This window comes from Phytobacter palmae, from assembly GCF_039409775.1.
Classification (GTDB): domain Bacteria; phylum Pseudomonadota; class Gammaproteobacteria; order Enterobacterales; family Enterobacteriaceae; genus Phytobacter; species Phytobacter palmae.
Window position 1 is genome coordinate 63,145 of sequence record NZ_JBCIVJ010000010.1, and the last position, 13,213, is coordinate 76,357.

At 54.7% G+C, this 13,213-nt stretch carries 12 protein-coding genes; 11 read left to right on the forward strand and 1 reads right to left on the reverse strand.

What is annotated here, in order from left to right:
* Nucleotides 1-17: 17 nt before the first annotated feature.
* Nucleotides 18-1,157: a tRNA epoxyqueuosine(34) reductase QueG gene (queG, locus tag AAIG39_RS13620; protein WP_343194101.1), complete on the reverse strand. Its 1,140-nt coding sequence runs from the start codon at nt 1,155-1,157 to the stop codon at nt 18-20.
* Here queG and nnr point away from each other — a divergent pair.
* From nnr to purA, 11 genes are all read left to right on the forward strand, one after another.
* Nucleotides 1,156-2,703 carry a bifunctional ADP-dependent NAD(P)H-hydrate dehydratase/NAD(P)H-hydrate epimerase gene (gene nnr, locus AAIG39_RS13625; RefSeq protein ID WP_249569678.1) on the forward strand — a complete coding sequence of 516 codons (1,548 nt, stop codon included), beginning with the start codon at nt 1,156-1,158 and terminating at the stop codon, nt 2,701-2,703. The genes queG and nnr overlap by 2 nt on opposite strands.
* Nucleotides 2,675-3,136: a tRNA (adenosine(37)-N6)-threonylcarbamoyltransferase complex ATPase subunit type 1 TsaE gene (gene tsaE / locus AAIG39_RS13630; RefSeq protein WP_090080920.1), complete on the forward strand. Its 462-nt coding sequence runs from the start codon at nt 2,675-2,677 to the stop codon at nt 3,134-3,136. Before nnr ends, tsaE begins: the two co-directional genes overlap by 29 nt.
* 16 nt (nt 3,137-3,152) lie before the next feature.
* Entirely contained in the window at nt 3,153-4,493 is a 1,341-nt protein-coding gene (gene amiB / locus AAIG39_RS13635) for an N-acetylmuramoyl-L-alanine amidase AmiB (protein ID WP_343194102.1), read from the forward strand.
* A 9-nt stretch (nt 4,494-4,502) separates the two neighbouring features.
* The gene (gene mutL, locus AAIG39_RS13640) at nt 4,503-6,353 is read left to right on the forward strand and encodes a DNA mismatch repair endonuclease MutL (RefSeq protein WP_343194103.1); all 1,851 of its coding nucleotides are present in this window, start codon (nt 4,503-4,505) and stop codon (nt 6,351-6,353) included.
* Nucleotides 6,346-7,296, forward strand: coding sequence for a tRNA (adenosine(37)-N6)-dimethylallyltransferase MiaA (miaA, locus tag AAIG39_RS13645; protein WP_343194104.1), 951 nt, complete (start codon nt 6,346-6,348; stop codon nt 7,294-7,296). Before mutL ends, miaA begins: the two co-directional genes overlap by 8 nt.
* 96 nt (nt 7,297-7,392) lie before the next feature.
* Nucleotides 7,393-7,698, forward strand: coding sequence for an RNA chaperone Hfq (hfq, locus tag AAIG39_RS13650; protein WP_047372096.1), 306 nt, complete (start codon nt 7,393-7,395; stop codon nt 7,696-7,698).
* A gap of 75 nt (nt 7,699-7,773) precedes the next feature.
* On the forward strand, nt 7,774-9,054 hold the full coding sequence (gene hflX / locus AAIG39_RS13655; RefSeq protein ID WP_090081823.1) for a ribosome rescue GTPase HflX: 1,281 nt from the start codon (nt 7,774-7,776) through the stop codon (nt 9,052-9,054).
* A gap of 140 nt (nt 9,055-9,194) precedes the next feature.
* Nucleotides 9,195-10,460: an FtsH protease activity modulator HflK gene (gene hflK / locus AAIG39_RS13660; RefSeq protein WP_090080931.1), complete on the forward strand. Its 1,266-nt coding sequence runs from the start codon at nt 9,195-9,197 to the stop codon at nt 10,458-10,460.
* A gap of 2 nt (nt 10,461-10,462) precedes the next feature.
* On the forward strand, nt 10,463-11,467 hold the full coding sequence (hflC, locus tag AAIG39_RS13665; RefSeq protein WP_090080934.1) for a protease modulator HflC: 1,005 nt from the start codon (nt 10,463-10,465) through the stop codon (nt 11,465-11,467).
* A 75-nt stretch (nt 11,468-11,542) separates the two neighbouring features.
* Nucleotides 11,543-11,740 carry a DUF2065 domain-containing protein gene (locus AAIG39_RS13670; RefSeq protein WP_039077811.1) on the forward strand — a complete coding sequence of 66 codons (198 nt, stop codon included), beginning with the start codon at nt 11,543-11,545 and terminating at the stop codon, nt 11,738-11,740.
* A 103-nt stretch (nt 11,741-11,843) separates the two neighbouring features.
* Nucleotides 11,844-13,142: an adenylosuccinate synthase gene (gene purA, locus AAIG39_RS13675; RefSeq protein WP_090080936.1), complete on the forward strand. Its 1,299-nt coding sequence runs from the start codon at nt 11,844-11,846 to the stop codon at nt 13,140-13,142.
* Nucleotides 13,143-13,213 lie beyond the last annotated feature (71 nt).

The following is a 13,213-nucleotide window of genomic DNA, read 5'->3' on the forward strand; positions in this document are numbered from 1 at the left end:
CACAAGCTGTGGATGGCTCAGGCGTCACGCGTTAAACCCTTTTCGATGACCCTCACAAGGCGTTGTTTCTTCGGTGTCTGCACTTCCACCACGCAGGCATTTCGTTTTTCCAGCTGTTGCGCAATGGCCCATTCTATATGTTCATCCAGAAGTGGGTGCTCACCCCGGCGTTGTTCCAGCGCACGTATATTGGTTTCATCCCAGGGGGCATTGCCCAGCGCGACCGCAATATTACGCAGCCAGCGTAGATGACCAATACGGCGAATCGCCGATCCTTTAGTCACTTTCAAAAACCAGCTCTCACTCCAGGCAAATAATTCAATCAGTTCCGGTGAATGGAGTGCCTTGCGTGGGCTGAAATCAGCTTCGTCGGTTAATTGTGAGAAACGGTTCCACGGGCAGATAAGCTGGCAGTCGTCGCAACCATAGATGCGGTTACCGATTAACGGACGGAACTCCTCTGGAATCGCCCCTTCCAGTTCAATGGTGAGATAAGAGATGCAGCGACGCGCATCGACCGTATAGGGCTCGACAATCGCTCCTGTCGGGCAAATGGTGAGGCAGGCCACGCAGCGACCGCAGTTCTCTTCAACGGGCTGGTCGACAGGCAGCGGTAAATCAATGAGTATTTCTCCCAGGAAGAAGAAGGATCCGGCCTGGCGATTAAGAATAAGTGAGTGCTTACCCACCCAGCCAAGCCCGGCTTTTTCAGCTAACGGGCGCTCAAGAATGGGCGCAGAATCCACAAAGGGTCTAAAATTCAGCGAAGCACAATGCTGCTGGATCTTTTCACCGAGTTGCTTTAATCGGTTACGCAGCAATTTATGATAATCGCGGCCCAGCGCGTAGCGGCTGACATAGCCCAGCGTCGGGTTTTTAAGTGTGCTGGCGAAGGCGGCATTTGCGGGAAGGTAATTCATTCTGACGCTGATGACCCGCAAGGTGCCGGGCAGAAGCTCGTGCGGGCGGGCGCGCATCATACCGTGTCGCGCCATCCACTCCATTTCGCCATGATATTGTTTGTCCAGCCATGCCTGCAGCTTAGGCTCGCTGGCGGAAAGGTCGGTGTCGGCGATCCCGACCTGCTGAAAACCCAGTTCAGTACCCCACTGTTTGATGCTGTGCGCTAATTGATTGAGATCGAGGGGCTCTGACATGACGGACCATACAATGAAGAAATACGCAGCAAGTATACCACACTCCATCTGGCCTGCGGATGAACTGCGGCGCGCGGAAAAGGAGGCGGCAGATAGCCTGGGGATTACGCTGTTTGAACTAATGCAGCGTGCGGGCGAAGCCGCGTTCAATGTCGCGCGGGAACACTACGCTACAACGCGGCACTGGCTTGTGCTGTGCGGTCATGGCAACAATGGCGGGGATGGCTATGTTGTCGCGCGTCTGGCAGCGGCTGCGGGTATCGGGGTGACCTTGCTGGCTATTGAGGGGAATAAGCCGCTGCCGGAAGAGGCACAGGCGGCGCGAGAGGCCTGGCTGAATGCGGGCGGCGTCATCCATGCCGCGGATATTGTCTGGCCTGATGACGTCGATCTGATTATTGATGGTTTACTGGGTACGGGGCTAAACAGCGCCCCACGAGAAGCTATCGCGGCTCTGATAACCCAGGCAAATGCGCATCCTGCCCCGGTACTGGCATTGGATATTCCTTCCGGGCTGCAGGCCCGGACCGGTACAACGCCCGGCGCGGTCATAGAGGCTGCGCACACCGTCACCTTTATCGCCCTGAAACCGGGGCTGCTGACTGGTAAGGCCCGCGATGTTGTCGGCGTGCTCCATCATCATGCGCTGGGGCTGGAAAACTGGCTGGCCGGGCAGGAGACCTTACTGACCAGGGTTGATGCGAGCTTCCTTACCCACTGGTTTACCCCGCGCCGCCCCACCTCTCATAAGGGTTCTCATGGTCGACTGGTTATCATTGGCGGCGATCATGGCACGGCTGGCGCTATCCGCATGGCGGGCGAAGCGGCGCTGCGGGCGGGAGCGGGACTGGTGCGAGTCCTCACGCGTAGCGAAAATATTGCGCCCATCATGACAGCTCGACCGGAGCTGATGGTCCATCAACTCACGCCGCAAAGCCTTGAAGAGAGTCTGGAATGGGCCGATGTGGTGGTTATTGGGCCGGGGCTTGGTCAGCAAGAGTGGGGCAAAAAAGCCCTGCAAAAAGTTGAGAATTTCCGCAAACCGATGCTATGGGACGCCGATGCGCTGAACCTTCTGGCAATCAATCCCGATAAACGTCACAATCGCATCCTGACGCCACATCCTGGCGAGGCAGCGCGTCTGCTTGGCTGCTCCGTTGCAGAAATTGAAAGTGATCGCTTACTTTCTGCGCAACGTCTGCTACAACGATACGCAGGTGTTGTCGTTCTGAAAGGTGCGGGCACGGTGGTGGCGGGCGTTGACGGCAAGGTCAGTATTATTGATGCCGGCAATGCGGGTATGGCCAGCGGCGGCATGGGAGATGTGCTGTCTGGTATTATCGGCGCACTGCTGGGGCAGAAACTTGAACTGTATGATGCGGCCTGCGCAGGCTGTCTCGCCCATGGCGTCGCGGCAGATGTGCTGGCGGCGCGACAGGGGATGCGGGGTATGCTGGCAACCGATCTTTTTTCCACGCTGGTGCGTGTTGTTAACCCGGACGTTATTGAAACAGAAGATGATGAATCGAGTAATTCCTTTACCTGACGAGCAAGCGACCCTGACTTTAGGGCAACGTATGGCACAGGCTTGCAATGGCGCGACAGTGATTTACCTGTATGGCGACCTGGGCGCGGGTAAAACCACTTTTAGCCGGGGCTTTCTGCAGGCCCTGGGTCACCACGGGAACGTAAAAAGCCCGACCTATACACTGGTTGAACCCTACACACTCGATAAGCTGAATGTGTACCACTTCGACCTGTATCGTCTTGCGGATCCTGAGGAGCTCGAATTTATGGGGATCCGCGATTACTTTGCCAACGACGCTATCTGCCTGGTCGAGTGGCCGCAACAAGGTGCGGGTGTGCTGCCTGACCCGGATGTCGAAATTCATATTGATTACCAGGCGCAGGGGCGTGAGGCGCGCATTACTGCTGTATCCTCATCTGGCGATGCATTACTGGCACGTTTGGCCGGTTAATCTAAGGGATGACGGGATGATTTATCGCGTTAAAAGTTGGCTAATGACCGCGCTGATTTTATTCAGCATGCAGGTCGGTGCGGCGAGTTTATCAGATATTCAGGTTTCCAATGGGGATAACCAGGCCCGTATCACATTCAGTTTTATGGGCGACCCGGAATATGCCTTTTCTCAGGAAGGGAAGCGTAGCGTTGCGCTGGATATCAAACAAACCGGTGTCATTCAGGGACTGCCGCTCCAGTTCAGCGGTAACAATTTGGTCAGAAGCATTCGTTCGGGCACGCCGAAAGATAGCCAGTCGTTACGTCTGGTGGTCGATTTAACGCAAAACGGTAAAACCCGGGCGGTGAAACAGCAAAGCGGCACAGGATATACCGTGGTGTTTACTATTGATGCTGATGTGCCGCCACCGCCGCCACCGCCAAAAGCAGTGGCAAAACGCGTTGAGACGCCTGCCGTCACGCCACAACCAGTGCAGAGCCAAACCGGGCGTAATCCTTTTAGCGCCAGCAATGATCGCATTACCAGTGTAACCAGCAGCAATACGGCGGTTCGTCCTGCGGCGCAAGCGCGTCCGGCTTCCGGTGACAGTAAAGTCATTATTGCTATTGATGCCGGCCACGGCGGGCAGGATCCGGGCGCGATTGGACCGGGTGGCACCCAGGAGAAAAACGTCACTATCTCCGTAGCGCGTAAACTGCGTACTTTGCTGAATGATGATCCCATGTTCAAAGCCGTAATGACGCGCGACGGCGATTACTTTATCTCGGTGATGGGGCGTTCGGATGTAGCACGTAAACAAAACGCAAACTTTCTGGTGTCGATACATGCGGATGCCGCACCGAATCGTGATGCCACTGGCGCCTCTGTCTGGGTGCTTTCTAACCGTCGCGCCAACAGTGAAATGGCGGGCTGGCTTGAGCAGCACGAGAAGCAGTCCGAGCTGTTGGGCGGAGCGGGCGATGTACTGGCGAACAGCCAGTCTGACCCCTACCTGAGTCAGGCGGTGCTGGATTTACAATTCGGCCATTCTCAGCGTGTCGGTTATGATGTCGCCAGCAGTATGATTACTCAGCTGGCGCGTATTGGCGCGCTGCATAAGCGACATCCGGAACATGCAAGCCTTGGTGTACTTCGCTCGCCGGATATCCCGTCGGTGCTGGTTGAAACCGGGTTTATCAGTAACAACAGCGAAGAGCGTATGCTGGGCAGTGATGAGTACCAGCAGCAGCTTGCGGAAGCGATCTACACGGGGTTGCGCAATTATTTCCTTGCGCACCCTCTGCAGTCTGCGCCGCAGAGTGGTACCGGACAAATGGCTAACGCCGCAGCGCCCGCCAGCGGATTGCTTAATTAAGGAGACTTCATGCCGATTCAGGTTTTGCCGCCACAGCTTGCGAACCAAATCGCCGCTGGCGAAGTGGTGGAACGCCCTGCGTCGGTGGTGAAGGAACTGGTGGAAAACAGCCTGGATGCGGGCGCGACCCGCATCGATATCGACATCGAACGCGGCGGAGCTAAGCTCATCCGCATTCGCGATAACGGCGGCGGCATTAAAAAAGATGAGCTGGCACTGGCGCTGGCACGTCATGCCACCAGTAAAATCGCCTCGCTTGACGATCTTGAAGCCATTATCAGCCTGGGGTTTCGCGGAGAAGCGCTGGCCAGTATCAGCTCTGTTTCGCGTTTGACGCTCACCTCGCGCACCGCCGAACAGCAGGAGGCCTGGCAGGCTTACGCGGAAGGCCGCGATATGGACGTGACGGTTAAACCGGCCGCCCATCCCGTAGGTACCACGCTGGAAGTACTGGACCTCTTCTATAACACCCCTGCGCGGCGCAAATTCATGCGCACCGAAAAAACCGAATTTGGCCATATTGATGAAGTCGTACGACGCATCGCACTGGCGCGTTTTGATGTCACCATCAACCTGAGCCATAACGGTAAGATGATGCGCCAGTACCGTGCGGTGACCCAGAACGGGCAAAAAGAGCGTCGACTGGGGGCGATTTGCGGTACTGCATTTCTGGAGCAGGCGCTGGAAATCGAATGGCAGCATGGGGATCTGGCGTTACGTGGCTGGGTGGCTGAGCCCACGGCGACCACTTCCGCTTTTGCCGAAATTCAGTATTGCTACGTCAATGGCCGCATGATGCGCGATCGCCTGATTAACCATGCGATTCGCCAGGCCTGTGAAGACAAGCTTGGGGCGGATCAGCAGCCTGCATTTGTACTCTATTTAGAGATAGACCCACATCAGGTTGATGTGAACGTACATCCGGCAAAACATGAGGTGCGTTTTCACCAGTCGCGGTTGGTCCATGACTTCATTTATCAGGGGGTGTTGAGCGTGCTGCAACAGCAGACCGCGACCACATTACCGCTGGAAGACGAACCTGCGCCTCGCCCGATACCGGAAAACCGCATTGCCGCCGGGCGCAATCATTTCGCCGAACCGTCGGTGATGCGCGAACCCGCGCCGCGAACGTCTGTATCATCAGGGGCTTCTTCGGCAGGTTCTTCGCGTGCGCCTTCGTGGCCAAACGCGCAGCCGGGTTATCAGAAGCAGCAAGGCGCGCTATACCGGCAGTTACTGGAAACTCCGGCTACGGAGCGTAAAGCGGATGTCGTAAAAGAAGCCACTCCGGTTCTGGACGCACACAGCCAGAGTTTTGGTCGGGTATTGACAGTAGTTACGCCCGCTTTTGCGTTGCTTGAGCGTGGCGGCCAGGTATCGTTACTGGCATTACCCGTGGCGGAACGGTGGTTGAGGCAGGCGCAATTGTCGCCGACCAGTGGCCCGGTGTGCGGACAGCCGCTGCTCATTCCCGTGCGTCTAAAAGTTTCGGCGCAAGAGAATGCTGCGTTAAAACGCGCGCAGCCTGTCCTGGCCGAAATGGGTATCGAATTTGTGCCGGATGGTCAACATGTTACGATTCGCGCCGTGCCTTTACCCTTACGCCAACAAAATTTACAAATCTTGATTCCTGAACTGATAGGCTACCTGGCGCAGCAGACAGAGATTGATGCGATGAATGTTTCCCACTGGCTGGCCCGTCATCTGGCGAGCGACCACACCCAGTGGAATATGGCGCAGGCCATCAGCCTGCTTACCGACGTCGAGCGTCTTTGTCCGCATCTGGTTAAGACCCCACCAGATGGTTTGTTACAACCTGTTGATTTATCTATGGCGATGAATGCCCTGAAACATGAGTGATGTAAGCAAGGCTGGCCTGCCTAAGGCTATTTTTTTGATGGGGCCGACGGCCTCCGGCAAAACGGCGCTAGCCATTGAGTTACGTAAAGTTTTGCCAGTTGAGTTGATAAGCGTGGATTCAGCCCTTATCTATCAGGGGATGGACATCGGTACGGCGAAGCCGAATGCCGCTGAATTACGCGCCGCTCCGCACCGGTTGTTGGATATTCTCGACCCGTCGCAGGCGTACTCCGCGGCCGATTTTCGTCGCGATGCGCTGGCAGCAATGGCGGAGATTACCGCAGAAGGGCGCATTCCCCTGCTGGTAGGCGGCACAATGCTTTACTTTAAGGCGCTGCTGGAAGGATTGTCCCCTTTGCCATCAGCGGACCCTGCGGTACGAGCAGAAATTGAAAGACAAGCAGCAGAGCGTGGATGGGACGCATTGCATCAGCAGTTACAGACCATTGATCCTGTAGCTGCAGCGCGAATCCATCCAAATGATCCGCAAAGGCTTTCCCGGGCACTGGAAGTTTTTTTCATTTCGGGTAAAACTTTAACAGATCTGACGCAAACGTCTGGAGAGACTCTGCCGTATCAGGTGCATCAGTTCGCCATCGCCCCGGCGAGCCGTGAACTGCTCCATCAGCGAATTGAGCAGCGTTTTCACCAGATGTTAGCTTCGGGTTTTGAAGCAGAAGTGCGGGCGCTTTTTGCTCGCGGAGATTTGCATACGGATATGCCTTCCATTCGTTGTGTGGGTTATCGCCAGATGTGGTCATATCTTGAAGGCGAAATATCCTACGACGAAATGGTTTACAGAGGTGTTTGCGCCACGAGGCAGTTAGCTAAGCGGCAAATAACCTGGTTGCGTGGCTGGGATGGCGTTCACTGGTTAGACAGTGAAAAGCCCCAGGAGTCATACAACGAAGTGTTACAGGTTATTGGTGCGATCGCGAATTGAATGTGTACAATCAAGTTGTATCGTGCGCAAAATTTTACGCAGTTTTCAGAACTCCCGGGTTCTAAGTACAAAACAAGCATATAAGGAAAAGATAGAATGGCTAAGGGGCAATCTTTACAAGATCCGTTCCTGAACGCACTGCGTCGGGAACGTGTTCCAGTTTCAATTTATTTGGTGAATGGTATCAAGCTGCAAGGGCAAATTGAGTCTTTCGATCAGTTCGTGATCCTGTTGAAAAACACGGTCAGCCAGATGGTCTACAAGCATGCTATTTCCACTGTTGTTCCGTCTCGCCCGGTTTCTCATCATAGCAACAACGCGGGCGGCGGCTCCAGCAGCAACTATCATCATGGTAGCAATGCACAGGCTTCTGCGCAGCAGGACAGCGAAGAGACCGAATAAGGTTGCTTGCTGTTTATCTACATCGGGGAGCCAGGGTTTCTGTGTTCCCCGCTGATCTTTTTTGAGGGTTTACGCTTGTTTGACCGTTATGACGCCGGTGAGCAGGCGGTACTGGTACACATCTATTTTTCGCAAGACAAAGATATGGAAGATCTCCAGGAGTTTGAATCCCTGGTCTCTTCCGCCGGTGTCGAAGCAATGCAGGTGATTACCGGGAGCCGTAAAGCACCGCACCCCAAGTATTTTGTTGGTGAAGGTAAAGCCGTTGAGATTGCGGATGCCGTAAAAGCGACGGGCGCTTCCGTCGTGCTCTTTGATCATGCGCTGACCCCAGCCCAGGAACGTAACCTGGAGCGTTTATGTGAATGCCGCGTCATCGATCGCACGGGGCTGATATTAGACATTTTTGCCCAGCGTGCGCGTACCCATGAGGGTAAGTTGCAGGTTGAGCTGGCACAGTTGCGTCACCTGGCGACACGCCTGGTGCGTGGCTGGACCCACCTTGAAAGACAGAAGGGCGGGATTGGTTTGCGTGGCCCGGGTGAAACCCAGCTCGAAACTGACCGCCGCCTTCTGCGTAATCGTATTACCCAGATCCTCTCGCGTCTCGAACGCGTTGAGAAGCAGCGTGAACAGGGACGTCGTTCCCGCACGAAAGCGGACATCCCAACGGTGTCGCTGGTGGGCTATACCAACGCCGGTAAATCCACCCTGTTTAATCAAATAACCGAGGCTCAGGTGTATGCCGCGGATCAGCTGTTTGCGACGCTCGATCCGACGCTACGCCGTATTGATGTCGCCGACGTAGGGGAAACCGTACTGGCGGATACCGTCGGTTTTATTCGCCATCTGCCGCACGATCTGGTGGCTGCGTTTAAAGCGACGTTGCAGGAAACCCGGCAGGCAACGCTGTTATTGCATGTCATTGACGCTGCGGATGTGCGTGTCGCGGAGAACATCGAAGCCGTGAATATTGTGCTTGAGGAGATCGATGCACATGAAATCCCGACGCTGCTGGTGATGAACAAAATCGATATGCTGGATGATTTTGAACCGCGTATCGACCGTGATGATGAAAATAAACCGATTCGGGTGTGGCTTTCCGCCCAGACCGGAGTCGGCGTACCACTGTTATTCCAGGCTTTAACAGAGCGGCTGTCTGGCGAGGTTGCGCAGCATACGTTGCGTTTGCCGGCAAAAGAAGGTCGTCTGAGAAGCCGTTTTTATCAGCTTCAGGCCATCGAAAAAGAGTGGATGGAGGAAGACGGGAGTCTGGGTATACAGGTGCGTATGCCGATTGTGGACTGGCGTCGCCTCTGTAAACAAGAACCGGCACTGGAAGACTACGTCGTCTGACCGGTTGGCCAGAAGGATTTTCCCCTTTTGGGGTACCAAAAATGATTTGGGTTGCAGCGCGGCGGCAACTGAAGGCAGTCGACAAAGAGGCAGCCCAAAGCATGAAGGGTAAAACCGCATAACAAATATGGAGCACATACATGGCGTGGAATCAGCCCGGTAACAACGGACAAGACCGCGACCCGTGGGGAAGCAGCAAACCAGGCGGCAACTCTGAGGGAAATGGAAACAAAGGCGGTCGCGATCAGGGGCCACCTGATCTGGATGATATCTTCCGTAAGCTGAGCAAAAAACTCGGCGGCCTGGGCGGTGGCAAAGGCACCGGTTCAGGTGGCGCAAGCCAACAACCTTCCGGCCCGCGTGGCCATGTTGGCGGCCGTATCGTCAGTATCGTTGCGGCTGCTGCCGTGATTATCTGGGCTGCCAGCGGGTTCTACACCATTAAAGAAGCGGAACGTGGCGTTGTAACCCGTTTCGGTAAATTCAGCCATCTGGTAGAGCCAGGTCTGAACTGGAAACCGACCTTTATTGATAACGTGACTGCGGTAAACGTCGAATCCGTTCGCGAACTGGCGGCATCCGGTGTCATGTTAACGTCCGATGAAAACGTCGTGCGTGTCGAAATGAACGTGCAGTACCGCGTAACCGATCCTGAACGTTACCTCTATAGCGTGACCAGCGCTGATGACAGCCTGCGCCAGGCGACGGACAGTGCCCTGCGTGGCGTTATTGGTAAATACAGCATGGACCGCATTCTGACGGAAGGCCGTACTGTTATCCGTAGCGATACCCAGCGTGAACTGGAAGAGACCATCAGACCGTACAACATGGGCGTCACGCTACTGGACGTCAACTTCCAGGCGGCACGTCCGCCAGAAGAGGTCAAATCCGCATTTGATGATGCGATTGCCGCGCGTGAAAACGAGCAGCAATTCATCCGTGAAGCGGAAGCGTATGCTAACGAAGTGCAGCCTCGTGCAAATGGTCAGGCGCAGCGTATTCTTGAAGAAGCGCGTGCGTATAAGACCCAAACCATTCTGGAAGCGCAGGGTGAAGTGGCTCGTTTTGCGAAGATCCTTCCTGAATATAAAGCCGCACCGGAAATCACCCGTGAGCGTCTCTATATCGAGACCATGGAAAAAGTGCTGAGCCATACCCGTAAGGTGCTGGTAAACGATAAAGGTGGCAACCTGATGGTTCTGCCGCTTGATCAGATGCTGAAAGGCGGGAATGCACCTGCGGCAAAGAGCGATAGCAGTGGCGCGAACAACCTTCTGCGCCTGCCGCCTGCGTCCTCTTCTGGTAACAGTGGTGCGAGCAATTCATCGTCCATCAGTCAGGGCGACATCATGGACCAACGCCGCGCTAACGCGCAGCGTAACGACTATCAGCGTCAGGGGGAATAACGATGCGTAAGTCAGTTATCGCGATTATCATTATCGCGCTGGTAGTGCTCTACACCTCTATTTTTGTCGTAAAAGAGGGTGAACGCGGGATCAAATTCCAGTTCAGCAGCGTAGTGCGTGACGGCGATAAAAAACCGGTAATTTATGAGCCGGGTCTGCATTTCAAAGTGCCTTTTATTCAGTCAGTTAAAATGATGGACGCGCGTATTCAGACGATGGATAACCAGGCCGATCGTTTCGTGACCAAAGAGAAGAAAGACCTGATTGTCGACTCGTACATCAAGTGGCGAATCAGCGATTTCAGCCGTTACTTCCTGGCGACAGGCGGCGGTGACGTCTCCCAGGCGGAAGTGCTGCTGAAACGTAAGTTCTCGGACCGTCTGCGTTCTGAAATTGGCCGCCTGGATGTGAAAGACATCGTGACCGACTCCCGTGGTCGCCTGACGCTGGAAGTGCGTGACGCGCTGAACTCCGGTTCCGCGGGTACGGAAGACGAAGTGGCCACGCCAGGAGCGGATAACGAGATCGCGAAAGCGGCGGAGCGCGTTCAGGCCGAAACCAACGGCAAGGTTCCGGCGGTGAACCCGAATAGTATGGCGGCGCTGGGTATTGAAGTTGTTGATGTGCGTATCAAGCAGATCAACCTGCCAACCGAGGTTTCGGAAGCGATCTTCAACCGTATGCGCGCTGAGCGTGAAGCGGTAGCCCGTCGCCATCGTTCGCAGGGTCAGGAAGAAGCTGAAAAGCTGCGCGCAGCGGCCGATTATGAAGTCACGAAGACACTGGCGGAGTCTGAGCGCCAGGGCCGTATTCTGCGTGGTGAAGGCGATGCCGAAGCGGCGAAACTGTTTGCTGACGCCTTTAGTCAGGATCCAGACTTCTACGCATTTATTCGTAGCCTGCGTGCTTACGAAAGCAGTTTCCAGAGCAACCAGGATGTGATGGTGCTCAGCCCGGATAGCGATTTCTTCCGTTACATGAAGACACCGACTTCCGCGACACGCTAAACTGACCTCATCGGTTTTCGAAGTAAAAACCACCGGCCCATCAGGGCGGTGGTTTTCTTTTTATAAGGATAAAAAATGAACGCAACAATCTGGCTGGCACTGGCGCTCGTGCTGGTATTTGAAGGGCTCGGTCCGATGCTTTATCCCAGAGCCTGGCGGCGAATGATTGCCACGATGAGCACATTGCCAGATAACCTGTTGCGCCGCTTTGGAGGGGGTCTTGTGGTCGCCGGTATCGTTATCTACTACATGTTGAGGAAAACGATTGGCTGATCAAAAAACGGTCGGATTTGCCTCATTTTGGGTACAAAAAGTGCTGTATATCTGAAAAAGCGATGGTAGAATCCATTTTTAAGCAAACGGTGATTTTGAAAAAATGGGTAACAACGTCGTCGTACTGGGCACCCAATGGGGTGACGAAGGTAAAGGGAAGATTGTTGATCTTCTGACTGAACGGGCTAAATATGTTGTTCGCTACCAGGGCGGTCACAACGCAGGCCATACTCTCGTAATCAACGGTGAAAAAACCGTCCTCCATCTTATTCCATCAGGCATTCTTCGTGACAATGTGACCAGCATCATCGGTAACGGTGTTGTGCTGTCTCCTGCCGCGCTGATGAAAGAGATGAAAGAACTGGAAGACCGTGGTATCCCGGTTCGTGAACGTCTGCTGCTCTCCGAAGCATGCCCGCTGATCCTTGATTATCACGTCGCGCTCGATGTGGCACGTGAGAAAGCGCGCGGTGCGAAAGCTATCGGCACCACTGGTCGTGGTATCGGACCTGCTTATGAAGATAAAGTTGCTCGCCGCGGTCTGCGTGTTGGTGACCTGTTCGATAAAGCGACCTTTGCTGACAAACTGAAAGAAGTGATGGAATATCACAACTTCCAGCTGGTGAATTTCTATAAAGTCGAAGCGGTTGACTACCAGAAAGTGCTGGATGATGTCATGGCGATTGCCGACATCCTCACTGCAATGGTGGTTGATGTTTCCGATCTGTTGGATCAGGCGCGTCAGCGCGGCGACTTCGTGATGTTCGAAGGTGCGCAGGGTACGCTGCTGGATATCGACCACGGTACCTATCCGTACGTAACTTCGTCTAACACCACCGCAGGTGGCGTGGCGACCGGCTCTGGCCTGGGTCCGCGTTATGTGGATTACGTTCTGGGTATCATCAAAGCTTACTCCACGCGCGTGGGTGCGGGTCCGTTCCCGACTGAACTGTTCGATGATATCGGCGAGTTCCTGTGCAAACAGGGTAACGAGTACGGTGCAACCACTGGTCGACGTCGTCGTACTGGCTGGCTGGATTCTGTTGCTGTACGTCGTGCAGTACAGATCAACTCCCTGTCTGGCTTCTGCCTGACCAAGCTGGACGTTCTGGACGGCCTGAAAGAAGTGAAGATTTGTGTTGCTTACCGTATGCCGGATGGCCGCGAAGTAACAACGACTCCGCTGGCGGCAGACAACTGGGAAGGTATTGAGCCGATTTATGAAACCATGCCTGGCTGGTCTGAATCGACCTTCGGCGTGAAAGAGCGTAGCGGGTTACCGCAGGCGGCGTTGAATTACATCAAACGTATTGAAGAACTGACTGGCGTACCGATCGATATTATCTCTACCGGTCCGGACCGCACAGAAACCATGATCCTGCGCGACCCATTCGACGCGTAATGATCTCTGGGGCTTGCCTGGCAGGCCCCACTCTTCCTGCTTTTTTCCCCTTCAGTTCAAATAAATTAGCG